This window comes from Microbacterium sp. NPDC058345 (assembly GCF_042723855.1).
Classification (GTDB): domain Bacteria; phylum Actinomycetota; class Actinomycetes; order Actinomycetales; family Microbacteriaceae; genus Microbacterium.
In genome coordinates this window covers 552,044-573,869 of the sequence record NZ_JBHXIG010000002.1, presented here as the reverse complement: position 1 = coordinate 573,869, position 21,826 = coordinate 552,044, and the positions used below count along the sequence as shown (strand labels likewise).

At 69.6% G+C, this 21,826-nt stretch carries 23 protein-coding genes and 1 tRNA gene; 17 read left to right on the top strand and 7 right to left on the bottom strand.

What is annotated here, in order from left to right:
• Positions 1-24 precede the first annotated feature (24 nt).
• Positions 25-948, bottom strand: a complete 924-nt coding sequence (locus ACFWH5_RS10435; RefSeq protein ID WP_378834459.1) for an endonuclease domain-containing protein — start codon at positions 946-948, stop codon at positions 25-27.
• A gap of 237 nt (positions 949-1,185) precedes the next feature.
• Between ACFWH5_RS10435 and hrcA the strand changes: the two genes are divergently transcribed.
• The 8 genes from hrcA (at position 1,186) to era (ending at position 8,252) form a co-directional block, all read left to right on the top strand.
• Positions 1,186-2,229, top strand: coding sequence for a heat-inducible transcriptional repressor HrcA (gene hrcA / locus ACFWH5_RS10430; protein ID WP_378834458.1), 1,044 nt, complete (start codon positions 1,186-1,188; stop codon positions 2,227-2,229).
• A gap of 42 nt (positions 2,230-2,271) precedes the next feature.
• Positions 2,272-3,378 carry a molecular chaperone DnaJ gene (gene dnaJ, locus ACFWH5_RS10425; protein WP_378834456.1) on the top strand — a complete coding sequence of 369 codons (1,107 nt, stop codon included), beginning with the start codon at positions 2,272-2,274 and terminating at the stop codon, positions 3,376-3,378.
• A gap of 26 nt (positions 3,379-3,404) precedes the next feature.
• On the top strand, positions 3,405-4,133 hold the full coding sequence (locus ACFWH5_RS10420; protein WP_378834455.1) for a 16S rRNA (uracil(1498)-N(3))-methyltransferase: 729 nt from the start codon (positions 3,405-3,407) through the stop codon (positions 4,131-4,133).
• Positions 4,134-4,175: 42 nt separating this feature from the next.
• Complete coding sequence (locus ACFWH5_RS10415; RefSeq protein ID WP_378834453.1) at positions 4,176-4,523, top strand: HIT domain-containing protein; 348 nt, start codon at positions 4,176-4,178, stop codon at positions 4,521-4,523.
• Positions 4,524-4,590: 67 nt separating this feature from the next.
• A complete protein-coding gene (locus ACFWH5_RS10410; RefSeq protein WP_378834811.1) occupies positions 4,591-5,616 on the top strand; it encodes a PhoH family protein in 1,026 nt (341 codons plus the stop codon).
• Positions 5,613-6,071 carry an rRNA maturation RNase YbeY gene (gene ybeY, locus ACFWH5_RS10405; protein WP_378834451.1) on the top strand — a complete coding sequence of 153 codons (459 nt, stop codon included), beginning with the start codon at positions 5,613-5,615 and terminating at the stop codon, positions 6,069-6,071. Before ACFWH5_RS10410 ends, ybeY begins: the two co-directional genes overlap by 4 nt.
• The gene (locus ACFWH5_RS10400; RefSeq protein ID WP_378834450.1) at positions 6,068-7,363 is read left to right on the top strand and encodes a hemolysin family protein; all 1,296 of its coding nucleotides are present in this window, start codon (positions 6,068-6,070) and stop codon (positions 7,361-7,363) included. The genes ybeY and ACFWH5_RS10400 overlap by 4 nt, the downstream gene beginning before the upstream one ends.
• Positions 7,356-8,252, top strand: a complete 897-nt coding sequence (gene era, locus ACFWH5_RS10395; RefSeq protein WP_378834449.1) for a GTPase Era — start codon at positions 7,356-7,358, stop codon at positions 8,250-8,252. Before ACFWH5_RS10400 ends, era begins: the two co-directional genes overlap by 8 nt.
• 41 nt (positions 8,253-8,293) lie before the next feature.
• Here era and ACFWH5_RS10390 read toward each other — a convergent pair whose 3' ends face one another.
• Positions 8,294-8,950 (bottom strand): hypothetical protein, encoded by a 657-nt coding sequence (locus tag ACFWH5_RS10390; RefSeq protein WP_378834448.1) that lies wholly within the window; start codon positions 8,948-8,950, stop codon positions 8,294-8,296.
• 198 nt (positions 8,951-9,148) lie between these two features.
• On the opposite strand from ACFWH5_RS10390, the gene leuA reads away from it, so the two are divergent.
• Positions 9,149-10,903 carry a 2-isopropylmalate synthase gene (gene leuA, locus ACFWH5_RS10385; protein ID WP_378834447.1) on the top strand — a complete coding sequence of 585 codons (1,755 nt, stop codon included), beginning with the start codon at positions 9,149-9,151 and terminating at the stop codon, positions 10,901-10,903.
• A gap of 138 nt (positions 10,904-11,041) precedes the next feature.
• Here leuA and ACFWH5_RS10380 read toward each other — a convergent pair whose 3' ends face one another.
• Complete coding sequence (locus ACFWH5_RS10380; RefSeq protein WP_378834445.1) at positions 11,042-11,728, bottom strand: trimeric intracellular cation channel family protein; 687 nt, start codon at positions 11,726-11,728, stop codon at positions 11,042-11,044.
• Positions 11,729-11,764: 36 nt separating this feature from the next.
• Here ACFWH5_RS10380 and recO point away from each other — a divergent pair, with 36 nt between their 5' ends.
• The gene (gene recO / locus ACFWH5_RS10375) at positions 11,765-12,508 is read left to right on the top strand and encodes a DNA repair protein RecO (RefSeq protein WP_378834444.1); all 744 of its coding nucleotides are present in this window, start codon (positions 11,765-11,767) and stop codon (positions 12,506-12,508) included.
• A complete protein-coding gene (locus ACFWH5_RS10370) occupies positions 12,505-13,314 on the top strand; it encodes an isoprenyl transferase (protein WP_378834443.1) in 810 nt (269 codons plus the stop codon). Before recO ends, ACFWH5_RS10370 begins: the two co-directional genes overlap by 4 nt.
• Here ACFWH5_RS10370 and ACFWH5_RS10365 read toward each other — a convergent pair.
• Positions 13,248-13,853, bottom strand: coding sequence for an AAA family ATPase (locus ACFWH5_RS10365; protein WP_378834441.1), 606 nt, complete (start codon positions 13,851-13,853; stop codon positions 13,248-13,250). The two genes, ACFWH5_RS10370 and ACFWH5_RS10365, sit on opposite strands and share 67 nt — an antisense overlap.
• 53 nt (positions 13,854-13,906) lie before the next feature.
• On the opposite strand from ACFWH5_RS10365, the gene ACFWH5_RS10360 reads away from it, so the two are divergent.
• A complete protein-coding gene (locus tag ACFWH5_RS10360) occupies positions 13,907-14,581 on the top strand; it encodes a DsbA family protein (RefSeq protein ID WP_378834440.1) in 675 nt (224 codons plus the stop codon).
• A gap of 75 nt (positions 14,582-14,656) precedes the next feature.
• Here the strand turns inward: ACFWH5_RS10360 and ACFWH5_RS10355 are convergent, their stop codons facing one another.
• The gene (locus ACFWH5_RS10355) at positions 14,657-15,160 is read right to left on the bottom strand and encodes a glutathione peroxidase (protein ID WP_378834438.1); all 504 of its coding nucleotides are present in this window, start codon (positions 15,158-15,160) and stop codon (positions 14,657-14,659) included.
• A gap of 60 nt (positions 15,161-15,220) precedes the next feature.
• Between ACFWH5_RS10355 and dusB the strand changes: the two genes are divergently transcribed.
• The 5 genes from dusB (at position 15,221) to ACFWH5_RS10330 (ending at position 20,624) form a co-directional block, all read left to right on the top strand.
• Complete coding sequence (dusB, locus tag ACFWH5_RS10350; protein WP_378834437.1) at positions 15,221-16,399, top strand: tRNA dihydrouridine synthase DusB; 1,179 nt, start codon at positions 15,221-15,223, stop codon at positions 16,397-16,399.
• On the top strand, positions 16,392-17,795 hold the full coding sequence (locus ACFWH5_RS10345; RefSeq protein WP_378834435.1) for a deoxyguanosinetriphosphate triphosphohydrolase: 1,404 nt from the start codon (positions 16,392-16,394) through the stop codon (positions 17,793-17,795). Before dusB ends, ACFWH5_RS10345 begins: the two co-directional genes overlap by 8 nt.
• Complete coding sequence (gene dnaG / locus ACFWH5_RS10340) at positions 17,795-19,657, top strand: DNA primase (protein ID WP_378834434.1); 1,863 nt, start codon at positions 17,795-17,797, stop codon at positions 19,655-19,657. Before ACFWH5_RS10345 ends, dnaG begins: the two co-directional genes overlap by 1 nt.
• 34 nt (positions 19,658-19,691) lie before the next feature.
• Positions 19,692-20,459, top strand: coding sequence for an ATP-binding cassette domain-containing protein (locus ACFWH5_RS10335; RefSeq protein WP_378834433.1), 768 nt, complete (start codon positions 19,692-19,694; stop codon positions 20,457-20,459).
• Between the two features lie 89 nt (positions 20,460-20,548).
• Positions 20,549-20,624, top strand: a tRNA-Asn gene (locus ACFWH5_RS10330).
• A 60-nt stretch (positions 20,625-20,684) separates the two neighbouring features.
• Here ACFWH5_RS10330 and ACFWH5_RS10325 read toward each other — a convergent pair.
• The gene (locus ACFWH5_RS10325; protein ID WP_378834431.1) at positions 20,685-21,197 is read right to left on the bottom strand and encodes a septum formation family protein; all 513 of its coding nucleotides are present in this window, start codon (positions 21,195-21,197) and stop codon (positions 20,685-20,687) included.
• A 9-nt stretch (positions 21,198-21,206) separates the two neighbouring features.
• Entirely contained in the window at positions 21,207-21,773 is a 567-nt protein-coding gene (gene def, locus ACFWH5_RS10320; protein ID WP_378834430.1) for a peptide deformylase, read from the bottom strand.
• Positions 21,774-21,826: the final 53 nt, after the last annotated feature.

Below are 21,826 nucleotides of genomic sequence, written 5' to 3'. Positions count from 1 at the left end.
TGATCTCCGCCGGCCCGAGTGCGATCAGGAGCGCGCGGAGATGGCCCGACGCACGCGGCTCAGGAAGGCGTCACGGCCGTGTGTGAGATCGTCAGCCGTGAGCCGGATGACGATCCAGCCGAGATCCTCCAGTTCACGCTGGCGACGGATGTCCGTCCGCCACTGGTCTTTGTCCGTGCGGTGCCCGTCGCCTTCGTACTCGATGGCGATGCGCAGCTGCGGATAGGCGAGGTCGGCGCGGGCGACGAACCGCCCGCCATCGAAGACGTCGTGCTGCACGACCGGCTCGGGCAGCCGCGCGGAGACCAGCGCAAGCCGGGTCTCGGTCTCCTTCGGAGACTCGACTCCTTCGCGCACTGACGGCAGTGCAGCGCGGATGACTCCGGACCCCGGGAACCGCCCCCACTGGGCCAGCCGCTCCCGGATCTCGTCGAGTGAGCTCAGCGGGCGCCCCGGTCCCAGACCGGGGTAGTTGAAGGACGACGTCACCAGGGCATCGAGGATCGTCACCGCTTCATCGCGTGTGAGAGTAGGCGCGAGGCTGAAGCAGGTCGCGACCGGATCGGCGATGCGGACGCCGCGCGAGCGGTGGATCCGGACCCTGTCGCGGTGCAGTCGCCGTCCGCGCACGCCTGCGGTGCGTGGTGGACTCAATTGAGTGGGCACGCCGATCTCGATCGGCTCGGCGGGGGACCAGGACCGAGCGAGCGGAAGACCCCAGGCGCGCGCAGCCGACACGCCGACGAGATACTGGTCGGGGCTCATTCGTGGTCGATAGGCGGCGACCTGCTCGGTGAAGCAGGCCGGTGCGGCGAGACTGCGCACGCCGTGGAAGGGACGATGCAGGTCGGCGGCATCCGCTCGCCCTCGCCGCACGCCCGCGCGCGCGGCATCCCGCATGAGGAAGCTCTCGCCCAGTCTGGCGGGCAGTGGTACCCGGTGTCGCATCCTGACATGTTCCCGGTTCGGCGGACTGCGCGCGCCGATCCAGGCCCGGCTGTGGACAACCTTCACCGCCGCTTCGCCGAAGCGGATCAGAAACGCTTCCCGGACCGGCTCCCGACAGGCGTTTCTGATCTCGCCTGAGACGCATCGACGCCCCGCGTGCAAGGGTGTTGGGCTCGGTACAGGCAGTCCGGAGTAGAATTGGCACTCAGAACGTCGGAGTGCCAGCGGGAGGGGAACATGGTCACGGAACGAGGACTGCAGGTCCTCCGCGCGATCGTGCAGGACTACGTCGAGTCCCACGAGCCGGTCGGCAGCAAGTCGATCGTGGAGCGGCACGCCTTCGGGGTGTCGGCGGCCACCATCCGCAACGACATGGCGCTGCTCGAGGATGAGGAGCTCATCACCGCTCCGCACACCTCGTCGGGGCGCGTGCCCACCGACAAGGGGTACCGGCTCTTCGTGAACCACCTGGCGCAGCTGCGGCCGCTCTCGGCCGCGCAACGCAGCGCCATCGAGACATTCCTCGCCGACCCCAGCGACCTCGACGACCTGATGGCCCGCACCGTGCGCGTGCTCACCCAGCTCACCGGGCAGGTCGCGCTCGCGCAGTACCCGTCCTTCGCACGGGCGAGCATCACGCATGTGGAGCTGGTCGCCCTGGCCCCGAATCGGCTGCTCGTGGTGCTGGTCACCGACGCCGGCGGGGTGTCGCAGCGCATCTCGCCGCTGCCCATCGAGGTCGATGACGAGGACGTGGCCGTGCTGCGCGCTCGCCTGTCCGCCCTGATCACCGGTCGCGCGGTGAGCGATGCCGCCGACCGGATGACCTCGCTCGGCCGGCCCGAGGCAGGATCGCCGGCCGCGCGTCTGCATCCCGCGCTCGTGTCGCTCGCCGCGGTGATCGCCGAGGAACTGGCCGAGTTCCGTCAGGAGCGGCTGGTCATGGCGGGTGCGGCGACCCTGGCGCGCCGCGAGCAGGACTTCCGCGGCAGCATCCACCCGCTGCTCGAGGCCATCGAGGAGCAGGTGACCCTGCTGCGGCTGATGGGTGAGATGGTCACCGACGAGCATGGCCTCGCGACCAGCATCGGCACCGAGAACGCGCCCTTCGGGCTCGGCGAGGCGTCGATCGTCGCGAGCAACTACGCCGCCCCCGGCGGCACCGCGCGCGTCGGGGTGATGGGTCCCACGCGCATGGACTATCCGAGCAATCTCGCAGCGGCACGGGCCGTCGCCCGCTACCTGTCGCGGATGCTCGAGGACGACGAGGCCGGCCGCTGACGCGGACGGCACACAGCAGCACGCACACGCAGAAAGGTGATCGTGGCGGACCATTATGAGGTTCTCGGGGTGTCTCGCGACGCCACGCAGGATGAGATCAAGAAGGCCTACCGCAGACTGGCACGACAGCTGCACCCGGATGTGAATCCGGGAGACGACGCCGCGGAGCGCTTCAAGCTGGTCACGCACGCGTACGACGTGCTCAGCGACGACGAGTCACGACGCCGCTACGACATGGGCGGTGGCGAGGACGGCGGCTTCGGCGGTTTCGGCGGTTTCGGCGACATCTTCGAGACGTTCTTCGGCGCCTCCGGCGGCGGCAGGGGAGCGCGACCCCGGTCGCGGCGCGAACGAGGGCAGGACGCCCTGGTGCGCATCACCCTCGACCTCGGCGACGTCGTGTTCGGCGTGCACCGTGACATCGAGGTCGACACGGCAGTGCTGTGCGAGACCTGCAAGGGCAGCTGCTGTCAGGAGGGCACCGCGCCGGTCACCTGCGACGTGTGCGGCGGCAGCGGGCACGTGCAGCGACAGGTGCGCAGCCTGCTGGGCAACGTGGTCACCACTCAGCCGTGCGGCACCTGCGAAGGCTACGGTACGACCATCCCGTACCCGTGCGGCACGTGCGCCGGGCAGGGACGGGTGCGCTCGCGTCGCGCCGTCTCGCTCGACATCCCCGCCGGCGTCGAGACCGGTCTGCGCCTGCAGCTTCCCGGCTCGGGTGAGGTGGGCAGGGCCGGCGGCCCGAACGGCGACCTGTACGTCGAGGTCACCGTCGCCCCGCACCCGGTCTTCAGCCGCGAGGGCGACGACCTGCTGGCGACGCTCGAGGTGTCGATGACCGACGCGATCCTCGGCACCACGACCACGATCGACGGCCTGGACGGCACGGTCGATCTGGAGCTGCGCGCCGGCGTTCAATCGGGCGACGTGCTCACCATCGGCGGCCGGGGCATCACACCCTTGCGCGGGTCGCAACGCGGTGATCTGCGGGTCGGCGTGCAGGTGCTGACGCCCACCCGGCTGGATTCGGCGCAGCGCAAACTCATCGAGGACTTCGCGAAGAAGACCAAGGCGCCGGCGCCCAAGCTCGCCCAGTTCCAGCAGGGACTGTTCTCGAAGCTGCGCGACCGCTTCCGCAGCCACTGACCCACGCGCACGCGGATCGGAGCCCCATGGCCCTGCACTTCATCGTCCCGACCTGCTCCGGTGCGGATGCCGGCGAGCTGATCACGCTCACCGGAGCCGAGGCCAAGCACGCCGCCGTCGTGCGGCGGGTGCGGGTCGGCGAGAGCGTGACGATCGGCGACGGAGCGGGCGTCTGGCTGGAGGGCGCCGTCGAGGACGTCTCGGCGTCGCAGGTCACGGTGCGCATCTCCCGCCGCTCGACGCAGGACGCACCCGTGGCGCGCATCACCCTGGCGCAGGCGCTCGCGAAAGGTGACCGCGACGAGCTCGCCGTGCAGGCGGCCTGCGAGCTGGGCGTCGACGAGATCGTGCCGTGGCAGGCGGCCCGCAGCGTCTCCCGCTGGGAGGGGGCGAAGGCGGGGAAGGGGCGTGAGCGCTGGTCGGCGATCGTGCGCGAGGCCGCCAAGCAGGCGCACCGCGCGTGGATTCCCGACGTCACCGCCGTCGAATCGACGGCGCAGCTCGCGAAGCGCGCGCCCGACGCACGGCTGCTGGTGCTCGACCCCTGGACCGAGACGCGGCTGTCGAGCATCCGTCCCGACCACCGGGACATCGTGCTCGTCGTCGGTCCCGAGGGCGGCATCGCCCCCGAGGAGCTGGAGCGCCTCGAGACGGCCGGCGCCGAACGCGTGCGCCTCGGCGACACCGTGCTGCGCACCTCGACGGCCGGACCCGCCGCGATCGCCGTGCTGTCGACCATGCTCGGCCGCTGGTGACCGCCCGACCCGCGGCGCCGGCCGGTCAGTAGACTGAACGCCATGACGGAACCCTCGATCTTCACCCGCATCCTGAACGGGGAGATCCCCGGCGAGATCCTCGCCGACACCGACCGGGTGTTCGCGGTGCGCGACATCGACCCGCAGGCGCCGCTGCACGCGCTCGTCATCCCCAAGACGGAGCAGTACCGCGACGTCACCGAGCTCGCCGAGGGCGACCCTGGACTGCTCGCCGAGATGGTCGCGATGGCGAAGCGGCTCGCCACCGAGCACGCGAACGGCGAGTATCGTCTGATCTTCAACAACGGCGCCAGCGCCGGCCAGTCCGTGTTCCACGTGCATGCGCACGTGCTCGGCGACATCGAGGAGAGCAAACTCGTTGGCTTCTGACGAATCCACCCCCCGTTTCCCCGCTCAGCCCGAGCACACCGAGCGCATCTTCGCCGACGGCGTCGCCATGGTGCAGCTGCTCGGCCCGCAGGACCGCCTGCTGCGCGTGCTCGAGAAGCAGCATCCACAGGTGCAGGTGCTCGTGCGCGGCAACGAGATCACCCTCGGCGGCACGCAGACCGATGTCGCCGCGGCCAGGAAGCTCGTGGAGGAGCTGCTCGAGATGACCCGCTCCGGGTACGACCTCGTCCCCAGCGACGTCGAGAACTCGGCTCGGATGCTGCAGCGCTCCGAGGGACCGCGCCCGAGCGAGGTGCTCGGTGAGGCGATCCTGTCGACCCGCGGCAAGGTCATCCGCCCCAAGACGCTCGGTCAGAAGGAGTACGTCGACGCGATCGAGCAGAACACGGTCGTGTTCGGCATCGGCCCCGCCGGAACCGGCAAGACGTATCTGGCGATGGCGAAGGCGGTGCAGGCGCTGCAGCGCAAAGAGGTGCAGCGCATCATCCTCACCCGGCCGGCCGTGGAGGCGGGCGAGCGGCTGGGCTTCCTTCCCGGATCGCTGAACGACAAGATCGACCCCTACCTCCGGCCGCTGTACGACGCGCTCAACGAGATGATGGACCCCGAGATCGTGCCGCGCCTGATGGCCACGGGCACGATCGAGGTCGCGCCTCTCGCCTACATGCGCGGACGCACGCTCAACGACTCCTTCGTGGTGCTCGACGAGGCGCAGAACACCACGCCGGAACAGATGAAGATGTTCCTCACCCGGCTCGGATTCGGCACGAAGATGGTGGTCACCGGCGACATCACCCAGATCGACCTGCCGACCGGCGCCTCCGGCCTGCGGCTGGTCACGCGCGTGCTGAGCGACATCGACGACATCCACTTCGCACGCCTGACCAGTGACGACGTCGTGCGTCACTCGCTCGTCGGGCGCATCGTCGATGCCTACAGCGAATACGACGAGCGCCGCACCGCCGCGCGCGTCGAGCGCGAGCAGGCGCACGAGTTCGCGAACCGCGCCGATCGGCGCTCCGGGATGCGACCGAACCTCCGAGACCGCAAGCCGAAGCGAGGCCTGGAATGATCGAGATCAACAACGAGTCGGCGATCGCGGTCGACGAGACGGTGCTGCAGCGGCTCACCGAGTTCAACCTCGCCCAGCTGCACGTCAGCCCCGACGCGGAGGTCGCCATCGTGATGGTCGACGAGGGCGCGATGGAGTCGCTGCACGTGCAGTGGATGGATGAGCCGGGACCGACCGACGTGCTGAGCTTCCCCATGGACGAGCTGCGTCCCGGCACGCCGGACAGGCCGACCGCACCCGGGCTGCTGGGCGACATCGTGCTCTGCCCGCAGGTCGCCGAGACGCAGGCGCAGGCGGCAGGCCACTCGATGATGGACGAGCTGATCCTGCTCACCACCCACGGCCTGCTGCACCTGTTGGGCTTCGACCACGCCGAGCCGGAAGAGGAGCGTGAGATGTTCGGGCTGCAGCGGTCGCTGATCGAAGGATTCGCCCACGCCGAACGCCGCCGATGACCCCGGCGATACTGCTCGCCGCCGCCGTGCTGCTGGTCGCCTTCGGCGGCCTCATGGCCGCGGTGGACGCCGCGTTCTCGGTCAGTTCGCGCGCGGATCTCGAGGAGCTCGGCTCCTCCGGACGCAACGCGCCGGCTCTGCAGCGCATCGCCGAGGATCCCGACCCGCACGTGAACGCGGTGGCGTTCATGCGCGTGCTGTCCGAGACGACCGCCGCCGTGCTCGTCACCGTCGCGCTGGACGCGCTCCTGCCCAGCATCTGGTGGGCGATGCTCGCGGCCGCCGTGCTGATGACCGGCATCACGTTCGTGCTGGTCGGGGCGAGCCCGCGCTCCTTCGGACGGCTGCACGCCCCGGCCATCCTGCGCGGCTGGGGTCCCACCGTGCGTGCGGTGCGAGTGCTCCTGGGGCCGCTCGCACAGCTGCTGGTCGCCGCAGGACGCCGTGTGACCCCCGGGGGAGGACGCAGCAGCTTCGCCTCGGAGGAGCAGCTGCTGAGCATGGTGGATGAGGCCGCCTCGAATGCGCTCATCGAAGAGGACGATCGCGACCTGATCCACTCGGTCTTCGACTTCACCGATCAGTTCGTGCGGGCCGTGATGGTGCCGCGCACCGAGATGAAGACCGTGGATGCCGCGGCGACCACCGCGGAGGCGATGGATCTCTTCCTGCGCACCGGCGTCTCACGCATGCCCGTCGTCGACGATGACGCGGACGACGTCGTGGGGGTGCTGTATCTCAAGGATCTCGTGCAGTTCGCGTATCGCGACGAGAGCTCGTGGCGTACCGCGCGGGTGCGGCCGATCGCGCGCCCCGCGGCCTTCGTGCCCGAGTCGATGCGCGCCGAGACGCTGCTGCAGCAGATGAAGCGCGACGCGGTGCACGTGTGCATCGTCGTCGACGAGCACGGCGGCATCTCGGGGTTGGTCACGCTCGAGGATCTCATCGAGGAGCTCGTCGGGGACATCGCCGACGAGTACGATCGGGGCCCGGCCGAGATCGTCGAGATCGGTGACGGCCGCTTCCGGGTGAACTCGCGGTTGCCGCTCGAGGACGTCGGTGACCTCTTCGGGCTCGAGCTGGAGGATGACGACGTCGACTCGATCGGCGGGCTGCTCGGCAAGGCGCTCGGACAGATCCCGCAGCCCGGAGCGTCCGCGACGGTCGAGGGGCTCGTGCTCACCGGCGGTGCGTCCCGGGGGCGTGGACGCGGCATCGCGACGGTCTTCGTCGAGCGCGCGCACGAGAGATCAGAGACGGACATGGATGATGGGGGACAGCGGGATGACTGAGCAGACACGCAGCGGATTCGTGACGTTCGTGGGGCGGCCGAACGTCGGCAAGTCCACGCTCACCAACGCCCTCGTCGGCGAAAAGATCGCCATCACGAGCGAGAAGCCGCAGACCACGCGACGGGCGATCCGCGGCATCCTGAACCGTCCGGACGGACAGCTGGTGATCGTCGACACCCCCGGCATCCACAAGCCGCGCACCCTGCTCGGTGAGCGGCTCAACGACCTGGTGGAGCAGGTGCTGGGCGACGTGGACGTGATCGGCTTCTGCGTTCCCGCGACCGAGAAGGTCGGTCCGGGTGACCGCCGGATCGCCGCGTCGCTCGACGGCTACCCGCGGGCGAAGAAGGTCGCGATCGTGACCAAGACGGATGCGGCCGAGAAGGACGAGATCGTCGAGCGGCTCATGGAGGTGGATTCGCTGCGTGAGGACTGGGCGGCGGTGATCCCGCTGTCTGCACTCACCCGCGAGCAGCTCGACGTGCTCGCCGATGAGATGCTGCAGCTCATGCCGGAGGGACCACGGCTGTACGAGGACGGCATCGTCACCGACGAATCGGACGAGGACCGCATCGCCGAGATCATCCGGGAGGCGGCGCTCGAGGGGGTGCGGGATGAGCTCCCGCACTCGATCGCCGTGGTCGTCGACGAGGTCGAGCCGCGCGAGGACAGCGATCTCACCGACGTGCATGCCTCGATCGTGGTCGAGCGCGACAGTCAGAAGGCGATCATCATCGGGCGCAAGGGCGCGCGTCTGCGCGATGTCGGCGCGACCGCGCGCGAGGGCATCGAGCAGCTGCTCGGCACCAGGGTGTTCCTCAAGCTGCACGTGCGCGTCGCGAAGGAGTGGCAGCGCGACCCCAAGCAGCTGGGTCGTCTCGGCTTCTGACGCGGCGGTGGGCTGGGCCGTCGAGCCGGCCCCGACCCCGCTCAGCCCTCGACGGGCCGCAGCGCCGAGCGGACGACCACGACGCTGTCGCCGAACTCCTCGTCGGCGGCGTCCTGCACGGTGCCGTCGTCCCAGAGCACGTCCACCCAGAGGTATCCGCGGTCCGGGAACGAGCTCAGGTAGCGTGAGCCGTCGTCGCCGAGCCGGTCGGGAAGCTGCTCCTGGATCTCGAGCAGACGGGCCTCCGGCGTCTCGCCCTCCGTCCCTCCGGTCGGGTCCTCAGGCATCATCGGGTCGTACAGCGCGAGCAGCATCGGAGGCTGCGTCGAGGTGAACGTCTCGCCGTCGAAGGTGCCGGTCACCGCATACGCGCCCCACGTCACGTCGCCGCTGCTCTCGCTGCCCTCGATGCCGTCCCACGACCAGCCGGCGAGCGGAACGCCGGAGCACTGCGGCGGGTACGACTCCGCGACCGCCCCCAGGCACAGCTCGACCCTGCCATCGGCATCCATCACCGTGCCCGCGCCGATCACCTCGCCCGAGGGTGGATCCGGCGTCGGCCAGGCGGCGCCTCCGTCGTCCGGCCCCGCCGAACTCGTCGGCGGCGCCGATCCCGGCGTCGCGGAACACGAGGTCAGAGCGAGCATTCCGACAAGCGACAGGATGCTCAGAACACGGATGGTGTGCGATCTGCTCATGCTGAAGAGTGTCACCGGCGTCCGGATCGTCTCAGGCGCGTGTGCGATCGCGCACCGGATGCTGTTACGATCGACCCATGCCTCTGGGCGGTCTGCTTCTTCTTAGCTGCCGCGACGAGTCCTGATCTTCGGGCCTCTCTCGTCGCGGCGCTCGTGTTGGCCTGAGCACAATTCCTGACGAAGAAGAGCAGCCTCATCATGAAGAACAACCAGAAGCCCTCCGCGATGCCGGTGCACAAGTACCGGCCGTTCCACGAGCAGATCCGCGTCGACCTTCCCGACCGCACCTGGCCCACGAAGCGCATCACCGAGGCGCCGCGCTGGTGCGCCGTCGACCTGCGCGACGGCAACCAGGCGCTCATCGACCCGATGTCACCCGAGCGCAAGCGCGTGATGTTCGAGCTGCTCGTCAGCATGGGCTACAAGGAGATCGAGGTCGGCTTCCCGTCGGCGAGCCAGACGGACTTCGACTTCGTGCGCCAGCTCATCGAACAGAACCTGATCCCCGACGACGTCACCATCCAGGTGCTGACGCAGTGCCGCGAGCACCTCATCGAGCGCACCTACGAGTCGATCGCCGGAGCGAAGCAGGCGATCGTGCACTTCTACAACTCCACCAGCGTGCTGCAGCGCGAGGTGGTGTTCCGCTCCGACCGCGAGGGCGTCAAGCGCATCGCGCTGGAGGGCGCACGCCTGTGCCGTGAGTTCGAGAAGCGCATCCCCGACACGCAGGTGTACTACGAGTACTCGCCCGAGAGCTACACCGGCACCGAGCTGGAGTACGCCGTCGACGTCTGCAACGCGGTCATCGAGGTGCTCGAGCCCACGCCCGATCGCAAGGTGATCATCAACCTGCCGGCGACGGTGGAGATGGCGTCGCCGAACGTCTACGCCGACTCCATCGAATGGATGAACCGTCACCTGGCTCATCGCGAGAACGTCATCCTGTCGCTCCACCCGCACAACGACCGCGGCACGGCCATCGCGGCGGCGGAGCTCGGCTACCTGGCGGGCGCCGACCGCATCGAGGGCTGCCTGTTCGGCAACGGGGAGCGCACCGGCAACGTCGACCTCGTCGCGCTGGGCATCAACCTGTTCACGCAGGGCATCGATCCGCAGATCGACTTCAGCGACGTCGACCCGGTCAAGCGCACCGTCGAGTACTGCAACCAGCTGCCGGTGCCCGAGCGCAGCCCGTGGGCGGGTGACCTGGTGTTCACCGCGTTCAGCGGTTCGCACCAGGACGCGATCAAGAAGGGCTTCGAGGCGATGGCTGCGAAAGCCGAAGCCGAGGGCGTCACGGTCGACGAGATCGAATGGGCCGTTCCCTACCTGCCGGTCGACCCCAAGGATCTGGGCCGATCGTACGAGGCGGTCATCCGCGTGAACTCCCAGTCCGGCAAGGGCGGCGTCGCCTATCTGCTGAAGACCGATCACGCGCTCGACCTGCCGCGCAAGCTGCAGATCGAGTTCTCGGGCGTCGTGCAGGCCAAGACGGATGCCGAGGGCGGCGAGGTCACCAGCGGCCAGATCTGGTCGATCTTCACCGACGAGTACCTGCCGGCCGATGACAGTGCGTCGAAGTGGGGCCGTTTCGAGCTGTTGGCCACGCAGACGCGCAGCGACATGTCCGGCGAGGTCTCGCTCGACGTCGTGCTGCGCGACGATGACGAGCGGGTCGAGACCTCCGGCCGGGGCAACGGCCCGATCGCGGCGTTCATCGAGGTGCTGCGCGAACGGGGATTCGAGATCTCGCTGTACGACTACGTCGAGCACACGCTGTCCACCGGTGGCGACGCCCAGGCGGCCGCGTACATCGAACTGCAGGTCGATGATCAGCGGCTGTGGGGCGTCGGCATCGACGGCGACATCTCCACCGCGAGCCTCAAGGCGATCGTTTCCTGCGTGAACCGCTCCATCCGCACCCGCCAGAGCGAGCTGGCGGCGGTCTGACAGCCGCCCAGATCCGCCTCCGCGCCGTCATCCGTGCGCGGAGCGTCCGCCCGTGACCAACCGTCCGTGCGATCGCGAGGGCGCCCCGGAAGCACATTCCGCATCCGGGGCGCCCTCGTGCGATGACTCCCGGCCCCACTAGGGCTTGATGATCGGCACGACGCCGGTCTCCGCCGCGACCTTGCGGCGGTAGAGGCGCCGCTGCTCGGGCAGCGACACGTCGTAGAGCACGGCGAGCACCCTGATCACGGCCGTGACGACGATCCCGAGGACCGCTGCAACGGTGATGCTCATGCCGAACCGATGGGCGACGACGATGAACGCGCACCCTGCCCCGGCGGCCACCGCGTACAGCGAGCCGACATGCATGATGGCGACGGGCAGGCCCATCAGCATGTCGCGCAGCACGCTGCCGCCCACCGCCGCGCAGACGCCGACGAACACCGCGGGCACCTCCGGGATGCCGAACGCGACGGCCTTGCTCACGCCGAAGGCGCCGAACATGCCGATCACCATGGCGTCGAGCACGACGATGAACGTGTTGAGGCGATGGAAGACCCCGGCGAGCAGCATGTCCAGCAGCGCGGCCCCGGCGGCGGTCAGCAGGTACCAGTTGCTCTGCAGGGTCGCCGGCGGCTGACCGATCATCAGGTCGCGGATGAGACCGCCTCCCATGCCGATCATCACACCGATGATCGCCACACCCAGCCAGTCCAGCCGGCGCTGCCCCTGGAACCCGGAGGCGAACATTGCGCCCTGGATGCCGCCGAGGCCCACGCCCAGCAGATCCGCCCAGAGCGGGATGGTGAAGAGCGGTTCCGTCACGCGTCCATTCTTCCGTGCGCGGAGGATAATCGTCAGATGCCCACCTATCGAGACGAAGCGGTGATCCTGCGCACCCACAAGCTGGGTGAAGCCGACCGCATCGTCACCATGCTGTCGCGCAGCAACGGCAAGATCCGTGCCGTCGCCAAGGGCGTGCGGCGCACCTCCTCGAAGTTCGGCTCCCGTCTCGAGCCGTTCATGGTGGCTGACGTGCAGCTGTACCAGGGGCGCTCGCTCGACATCGTGCAGCAGGCCGAGTCGCTGGGCGCCTACGGCGCCGACATCGCCGCCGACTATGACAGGTTCACGGCGGCCAGCGCCATGGTCGAGACCGCGGATCGGCTGAACGAGGCCGAGGCGACCGTCGACCAGTATCTGCTCCTCGTCGGCGGGCTCCGAGCCCTGTCGCGAGGCGAACATGCCGCGCGCAGCATCCTCGACTCCTACCTGCTGCGCGTCATGGCGCTGTCGGGATGGGCTCCCGCTCTCGACGACTGCGCACGCTGCGGTGCGCCGGGGCCGCACGCAGCGTTCGGAGCGCCGCTGGGCGGGCTGGTCTGCGCGGCATGCGCGCCGGCCGGCAGCCCGCGCATCGCGCCATCCGCGCTCGCGCTGCTGCGAGCACTGATGGCGGGGGACTGGCAGACGGTGGATGCCGCGCCTGCGGCTGACACCGCGGCGGCATCCGGCACCATCGCCGCGTACGCCCAGTACCATCTCGAACGCGGCATCCGCTCGCTCGCGCACGTCTCCGACGGCCGCTCGGAAGGACCCCGGTGACCCCGAAACCGTACACCCACAAAGACGCCGTGCCGTACCGTCCGCTGGACTGGACCGGCATCCGTCCTCCGGCTTTCCCCGCGGTGCCGAACCACGTCGCGATCGTCATGGACGGCAACGGGCGGTGGGCGAACCGCCGGGGCCTGAACCGCATCGAGGGGCACAAGGCCGGTGAGGAGGTGCTGCTCGACGTCGTCGCCGGTGCCGTGCAGGCGGGGGTGAAGCATCTGTCGGTGTACGCCTTCTCGACGGAGAACTGGGCCCGCTCGCCCGACGAGGTGCGCTTCCTCATGGGCTACAACCGCGACGTGCTGCACCGTCGCCGGGATCAGCTGAACGAATGGGGCGTGCGGGTGCGCTGGGCCGGCCGCAAGCCGCGGCTCTGGGGATCGGTGATCAAGGAGCTGCAGTACGCCGAACAGCTCACCCGCCACAACGACGTGCTCACGCTGACGATGTGCGTGAACTACGGCGGCCGCGTCGAGCTCGTCGATGCCATGCGCGCGATGGCCGAGGACGTGAAGGCGGGCCGGCTGAAACCCGGTGCCATCACCGAGAAGCAGATCCGGGGCCACCTGTACGTGCCGGACATGCCGGACGTCGATTTGTTCCTGCGCAGCTCGGGGGAGCAGCGCACCTCGAACTTCCTGCTGTGGCAGTCGGCCTACGCCGAGATGGTGTTCCTCGACACGCTGTGGCCGGACTTCTCGCGGGAGGAGCTCTGGCGCGCCATCGGCATCTATCTGTCGCGCGATCGCCGTTTCGGCGGCGCGGTGGACGCGCCCTCCGCCGAGGACGACAGCTGACGCAGCCAGCGCTCCGCCTCGCGCGGATGTCCGAAGCGCATCACCCGCAGGTGCGGGTACTGCTTCCGCAAGCCCGGCATGCGCTCGGTCCAGTGCCCCAGCGTCTTCGTCTGCCACGCGAGGATGTTCTGGTGCGGGTCGGGGTGGAACATGTTCACCAGCCCGCGTTCGCGATTGCCGTTCCACAGCTCGGTCCTGAGCACCGCACGGCCGAATGTGCGCCGGATGAGCCTCGCGCGCACGACGCGGTACGGATAGTCGAGCCAGATCGCCAGCTGCGCGCGGGGCGCGAGGATCTCGCTGGTGCCCTTGCTGGTGTACTGCCATTCGGTGACCCAGCGCTCTTCGGCGGCGAAGGCGCGCACGTCGTCGAGGAAGCTTGTCCGCGGAGTCCAGTCCGGGCCGTGGAAGAGCGCATCGATCTCGACATGACGCAGATCCCACGCCGTGGCCAGCCGGCGCGCGAACGTGGTCTTGCCCGACCCCGTCACCCCGGCGACGAGAACGCGGGAGAAGGACGCGACAGGCGGCGAAGGCATCCGTGGATGCTATCAGCGGAATACGATCCGCGCGGCTGCCGTTGCACCGGAGTGTGAGCGAACCCATCTCGATCGACATCTGGTCCGACATCGCCTGCCCGTGGTGCTACATCGGCAAGCGCAACCTGGAGAAGGGGCTGGCCGCCGTCGCGGATGACGCGGACGCGCCGCAGGTGAACATCACCTTCCACTCCTTCGAGCTGTCACCCGACACGCCCGTCGACTTCGACGGCGACGAGGTCGACTTCCTCGCCGGTCACAAGGGCATGCCGCGCGAGCAGGTCGAGCAGATGCTGTCGCACGTGACGGACGTCGCCGCCGGCGCCGGCCTGCAGTACCGCTTCGACCTGCTGCAGCACACCAACACGGTCAAAGCCCACGAGCTGCTGCACTTCGCGAAGGCGAAGGGCCGGCAGCACGAGATGGAGGAGCGGCTGATGTCCGCCTACTTCACCGAGGGCAGGCACGTGGGCCGCATCGACGACCTCGTCGAGCTGGCGGTCGAGGCAGGACTGGATGCCGATGACGCACGCACGGCGCTGGAATCGGCGGAGTATCTCGATGCCGCGCGCGCCGATCAGGCGCAGGCGCGGGCATACGGCATCAACGGCGTGCCGTTCTTCGTCATCGACGGCCGATACGGCATCTCCGGCGCGCAGCCGCCCGCCGCGTTCGAGAACGTGCTGCGCGACCTGTGGGCCCAGCGCGGAGCGCCCGTCGAGGCCTGAACGCTGTCGGCCCGATCCGATCGGACGAGGGCGGAAATTCAGGGTTGTGAGCGGTGGATGCCGAGCACGCCGCGCTCAGCGACGAGCCGCGACCAGTGCGTCTTCGATCGCCGCGACGATCTCGGGTGCGTCAGGGCGCTGCTTCGGGCGGAAGCGCTGCACCGAGCCGTCCGGCCCGACGAGGAACTTCTCGAAGTTCCACTCCACGCGGCCGGCCTTGCCGGCGGCATCCGCGGTCTGCGTGAGCGCCTTGTAGAGCTCGTGCGCGTGCTTGCCGTTGACCTTGACCTTGTCGTTCACGGGGAAGCTCACACCGTATGTCGTGGAGCAGAACTCGAGGATCTGCTCCATCGACCCCGGCTCCTGTCCGAAGAACTGGTTGCAGGGGAACCCGATCACGGAGAATCCGCGGTCGCCGTAGTCGCGCTGCAGCTGCTCGAGCTGCTCGTACTGCGGGGTGAGACCGCACTTCGAGGCGACGTTCACCACGAGCACGACGTCGGAGCCGTAGTCGTCGAGGGTCTTGCGGTCGCCGGCGGCGTCGACGAACGGGATCTGGCGGAGCGGGATGTCGGTCATATCCACAGCCTAATTCCGGCGCCGCCGGTGGGCGCCGTCGTCTGGGAGAATGGAAGGGACATGACTCTCGCCACGCACACCCCTCTCGCCACCGCGGCGGCGCCCGCGCTGCGCATCGGACCGATCGACCTCGACGTGCCCGTGGTGCTCGCTCCGATGGCCGGCATCACGAACACCGCGTTCCGTCGCCTCTGCCGCGAGTACGGCGCCGGCCTGTACGTCAGCGAGATGATCACGTCGCGCGCACTCGTGGAGCGCAACGCGATCACCATGCGCCTGATCCAGCACCACGAGAGCGAGACCCCTCGGTCGATCCAGCTGTACGGCGTCGACCCGGCGACGATCGCCGAGGCCGTGCGCATCATCGTCGCCGAGGATCGGGCCGATCACATCGACCTCAACTTCGGTTGTCCGGTTCCCAAGGTCACCCGCAAGGGGGGCGGAGCGGCGCTGCCGTGGAAGACGACGCTGTTCGCCGACATCGTGCAGCGCGCGGTGCGGGCGGCCGGCGACGTCCCGCTCACGGTGAAGATGCGCAAGGGCATCGACCGCGACCACCTGACGTTCCTCGACGCCGGACGTGCCGCGGAGGACGCCGGCGCCGCCGCCGTCGCGCTGCATGCGCGCACCGCGTCGGAGTACTACTCCGGGCATGCGGATTGGGGCGCCATCGGTGCGCTGAAGCAGGCTGTCACCAGCATCCCGGTGCTCGGCAACGGCGACATCTGGTCAGCCGACGACGCCGTCCGGATGATGACCGAGACCGGCTGCGACGGCGTCGTCGTAGGGCGCGGCTGCCTCGGACGGCCCTGGCTCTTCGGTGAGCTGGCCGCCGCACTCGGGCCGGCCGATGCCGCCCCGCCCGCCGTCGACGCGACGCTGCATTTCGTGGCGGCTGCGTTCCGGCGGCACGCTCAGCTGCTCGTTGAGTTCTTCGAGGACGAGGATCGCGGCTGCAAGGACGTGCGCAAGCATGTCGCCTGGTACTTCAAGGGCTATCCCGTCGGAGGGGAGCTGCGCGCAGCGCTGGCCCGGGTCTCGACGCTGCAGGAGATCGACGATCTGCTCGGCCCGCTCGAGGACGCCCCGTATCCCGGTGCCGGTGCGGAGGGCCAGCGCGGCCGCGCCGGCTCGCCGAAGCGCACGGCGCTGCCGGAAGGGTGGCTGACCTCGCGTGACATCGCCGCCGAGACCGGCGACATGATGCGCGGGGCGGAGATCGAGAACAGTGGTGGCTGAGGCGCCCGCGGCATCCGCGGTGCGCGCCGGCGGACCGCGACTCGTCGACGGCTACGCCGCGCACGACGCCGAGCGATTCTTCGCAGAGACGCACCGTTCGGAACGCGACGACTTCTCGCGCGATCGCGCCCGCGTGCTGCACTCCGCCGCGCTGCGGCGCCTGGCGGCGAAGACCCAGGTGCTGAGTCCGGCGAGCACGGCCGATTTCGCCCGCAACCGGCTGACCCACTCCCTCGAGGTGGCGCAGGTCGGCCGCGAGCTCGCACACGCGCTCGGCGTCTCGGGCGACGTCGTCGACACCGCATGCCTGAGCCACGATCTGGGGCACCCGCCGTTCGGGCACAACGGCGAACGCGCTCTGAACGAGTGGGCCGAGCCCATCGGCGGCTTCGAGGGCAACGCGCAGTCGCTGCGCATCCTCACCCGACTCGAGGCCAAGGTGCTCGACGACGACGACCACTCCGTCGGACTCAATCTCACTCGCGCCAGCCTCGACGCCACATGCAAGTACCCCTGGACGGTCGACAGCCCGCTGCCCGACCCGGGCGGACGGCTGAAGTTCGGGGTGTACCCCGAGGACGAGGCGGTGTTCCGCTGGATGCGCGACGGCGCGCCGGGGCGCCTGCGCTGCATCGAGGCCGAGATCATGGATCTCTCCGACGACATCGGCTATTCGGTGCACGACTTCGAGGACGCCATCGTGAACGGCTACCTCGACGTGGCCCAGCTCTCGGACCCCGTCGAGCACCACCCCCTGGTCGGGCGGATCCAGCAGTGGGTCGGCTACGACTTCACACGCGAGGAGCTGGCCGATGCGCTGTACCGGCTCACGCGTCAGCCGATGTGGCTGAAGTCGTTCGACCGGTCTCGGCAGGATCTCGCCCGCCTGAAGAATCTCACCAGCGACCTGATCGGTCGTTTCGCCCGGGCGGCCGTCGCCGCCACGAGGGAGGCGTACGGCGGTGCGACGCTCGCGCGCTACAACGCGCACGTGGTGGTGCCGCGCATCGTCGAGGCCGAGATCGCCGTGCTCAAGGGCATCATGGGCCAGGCGATCGTGACCATCGACGCACGCAAGGGCGTCTACAAGGAACAGCGCCGCGTGCTCAAGCGCCTCGCCGACGCGCTGTGGTCGACGGATGCCCTTTGGTCGGCCGGCGCCGACGTGCTCGAGCCCGCCTTCGCCGCGGACTTCCTGGCGGCCACCGATGACGCCGCCCGAGCCCGCGTCGTGGTCGACCAGATCGCGAGCCTCACGGACCAGACGGCCGTGGACTGGCACAACAGGCTGGTCGGCGAGATCGACCCCGCCGAGGTCGGCATCTGGTCGCCGCGTCACGCGCGCCCCGGCGCGCGCCGGCGTGCCGAGGCGCAGACCGTCGAAGGGGCGGTCTGATGCCCCGCATCCGGCAGGCGGACGTCGAAGAGGTCAAGACCCGCACGAACATCGCCGACATCGTGGGCGAGAGGGTCGCGCTGAAGTCCGCCGGTGTGGGTTCCATGAAGGGCCTGTGCCCGTTCCACGACGAGAAGAGCCCGAGCTTCCACGTGCGCCCGCAGGTCGGTTACTACCACTGCTTCGGATGCGGAGCATCCGGCGACGTGTACTCGTTCCTGCGCGAGATGGATCACGTCAGCTTCACCGAGGCCGTGGAACGGCTGGCCGGACGCATCGGCTACTCGCTGCACTACGAGGACGGCGGCGCCGCTCCGGAGACCAGCGGACGCAGCCGGCTGTATGCGGCGAACACCGCCGCGGGAGAGTTCTTCCGCTCGCAGCTGCTGAGCGCCGAGGCCGAGAGCGCGCGGCGGTTCCTCGGCGAACGCGGCTTCGATGCGGGAGCCGCCGCGCACTTCGGTGTGGGCTACGCGCCCCGGGGCTGGGATGGGATGCTGAAGGCGCTCATCGCGCAGGGCTTCACCCGCGACGAGCTGACCGCTGCCGGCCTCGTCTCCGCGGGCCAGCGCGGCGTGTACGACCGCTTCCGCGGCCGCGTGGTGTGGCCGATCCGGGATGTCACCGGACAGACGATCGGGTTCGGTGCGCGCAAGCTGTACGACGACGACCAGGGGCCGAAGTACCTGAACACGCCCGAGACGCCGATCTACAAGAAGGCGCAGGTGCTCTACGGTCTCGACCTGGCCAAGCGGGACATCGCGCGCGGCGACCCGCGACGCGTCGTCGTCGTCGAGGGGTACACCGATGTGATGGCCTGCCATCTCGCGGGTGTGACCACGGCGATCGCGACCTGCGGCACCGCGTTCGGCACCGAGCACATCAAGGTGCTGCGGCGGGTGATGGGCGACGATTCCGCCGCGGGAGAGGTGGTCTTCACCTTCGACGGCGACGAGGCGGGGCAGAAGGCGGCCCTGCGTGCCTTCTCGGAGGACTCCCGCTTCACCGCGCAGACGTTCGTCGCCGTCGCGCCGGACGGGCTCGACCCGTGTGATCTGCGTCTGCAGCGTGGAGACGCCGCCGTGCGCGGTCTGATGGACGCCAAGGTGCCGATGTTCGAGTTCGCGATCGATCGCAAGCTCGCAGGCTTCGATCTCGCCACGGTCGAGGGGCAGGTGGGCGCGCTGCGCGCGGCCTCGCCGATCGTCGCCGAGATCCGCGACGAGCTGCTCCGACCCGGGTACGAACGCGTGCTGGCACGACGGCTGGGCATGGATCCCACGGCCGTGCACCAGCAGGTGATGCGCGCGTCTCGGGCGCCGGCGACACCGGGCAGGCAGGACCAGCGGCCGCCGGCCGGGGGATCCCAGCCCGGGGCAGAGCCCGCGACGGCACGGATGCGCCTGCAGGATCTGCCGCGCACCGCCGATGTCGCGATCGAGCGCGACGCGCTGATGGGCGTACTGCAGTACGGGCACCGCATCGACATCGACCTGCTTTCGCGGGCGCTGGCCGAGCCGTTCCGCCACCCCGCGCTCGAGGCCGTGCGCGAGTCGGTCGCCGCGGTCGCGGACCGCACCAGGGTCGGCTGGGCGACGGCGGCCGCGGATGCCGTGCGCGAGCCGTATCGCGGCCTCGCCGGGGAGCTGCTCATGATGCCGTTCCCCGCGCGGGACGAGGAGGGCGCTCTGGCCTCGGCCGCCGATCTCTGCCGCCGCCTGATCGTGCGCGGCATCGACCGTGAGAAGAACGAACTGCTCGGTGCCGTGCAGCGGGTGCCGGCGGACTCGGACGGAGGACGGGCACTGCGGATGCGATTGCGCGATCTCGATGCAGAGCGGGCGAGATTCGCCGAGTCCTGAGCGCGAACACCGCGCGAGCGGGCAGGATGGAGTCATGTCTGCCGCCGGTGCGAATGCGATCGAGTGCTCCGATCTGGTGATCGACCGCATCGGCCACGGGGGTGTCACGCGCGCGATCGACGGGGTCAGCTTTCAGGTCGAGCCCGGCGGACTGCTGTGCATCGGCGGTCCGACCGGATCGGGGAAGTCCACGCTGGTGGCTGCACTCGCCGGCAGGGCCGATGCCTCGCTGCGCGTCGCCGGCGGTCAGGCGCAGGTCTGCGGAGTGAACATCCGCCGGCCCGGTCGCAAGCTGCGCGTACTCACCGCGCTGAGCGGATACGTCGGACAGGGCGCGGGCGCCGCTCTGCCGCCACGGCTGACGGTGGGTGAGGTGATCTCCGAGCCGATCACGCTGCGCGAGAAGAAGGTGAACAGCAAGGCGCTGGCGATCCGCGTGGCGTCGCTGCTCGACGAGCTGCACCTTCCGCTCGGTGCCGCATCGAAGTTCCCCTATGAGCTCAGCGCCGGCATGCGTCAGCGCGTCGCGATCGCCCGTGCGCTCGTGATGGAGCCTCGCGTGCTCATCGCCGACGAGCCCCTTTCGAACCTCGACCTCGAGGTGCGCCCGGTGGTGTTCGACGCGATCACGCGCCGGCGCACCGAGCGGTCGATGGCAGCGCTGCTGGTGACCAACGACGCGGCGTTCATCCGCGAGCTGGGTGCGGAGGCGCTGATGCTCCGCACCGGTCACGTCGTCGCGCGCGGCGTCGGCCGCAACCTCATCTGGGCGCCGAACGCGGAGGGCGATTTCCGTGGCTGACCGCGCCACGCCCGGGCGCTGGCCGGTGTTCAGCAGCACCCGCGGAGTTTGCTAAGCTGGGGGAGTTGCCCGCCGAGCGGGGAACGTGATCCTCGGTAGCTCAATTGGCAGAGCAGCCGGCTGTTAACCGGCAGGTTCTTGGTTCGAGTCCAAGCCGGGGAGCCAACAGAAGCCCCGCCCCTGTGGCGGGGCTTCGGCGTCTGACGCTTCCCCCCCCCGACGCTGTCAGCGCTTGACGCCCGCCAGGCTGCCCTGCACGTCGCCCTCCGGGTCGCCGATGATGCACTGCACCAGGCGGTCATCGGCGGACCAGCTCTCGGCGGTGGGCTCGAACCAGGTGTAGGCGAGTGACGACTCCTGGTACCCGACGCCGACGAACGTCGCGAACTCCGCCTCGCAGAACTCGGTCGCCGGCTCTTCGATCGCCTCGGTGCCGGGGAACTCGCCGTCCTCCAGGTCGAACTCCGCGTAGACCTCGAACGGATGCGCCTGCTCGCAGGGCACCACCGGCGCACTGGTCGTCTCGCCGCCGGTGAGGGCATCGGCGGTCAGGCAGTCGCCGACCTTCAGGGAGAAGATGTCGATCTGCTTCTCTTCGGTGACCCTGCCGTCCCGGTCGCGCTGAGCGTCGCCGCCGTTGATGATGCCGGTGATCGTGCCGCAACCGCTGAGCATCGCGGAGAAGAGGATCGCCGCTGCGGTGACGGTGAGGACGCGACGGATGCGGGTGTCGAGCATGGCGGCAGGTCACCCCTCGAGGTCGTCGACGCCGGGCATCCAGCTGGCGCCGGGACGGCCCCACCCGCGCTTGCGGGCGATCTTCTGCACGGTCTTGCGATCGCCGTCCGACAGCCGGTCGACATAGAGGATGCCGTCGAGGTGGTCGAACTCGTGCTGCATGATGCGGGCCCGCCATCCGTCCACCTCGAGGCGCACGGGAGCGCCCTCGAGATCGGTGCCGGTCACCATCACCCGGTCGGCGCGTCTCAGCGGGAATCGCTCGCCGGGGAACGACAGGCACCCCTCCGACTCCAGGTCGGGGTCGGGCGAGCCGGGCTCGGGCGGCGTCATCCACAGCACCGGGTTCAGGATCTCGCCGCGCCACGGCTGCTCGTCGTCGTCGACGTACGAGTACACATAGACGCGCAGTGCGACGCCCACCTGCGGGGCGGCCAGGCCGACGCCGGGTGCGGCGTCCATGGTCTCGTACATGTCGGCGACGAGAGTGCGGATCTCGTCGGTCACCTCGCCCACCGGGCTCGCGGGGGAGTGCAGGACGGGATCGCCCATGATGCGGATCGGAAGAACAGCCACGCCACAACACTACTGGGCGGCCGATGGCCGGTAAGGTCGTACTGTGCATCATG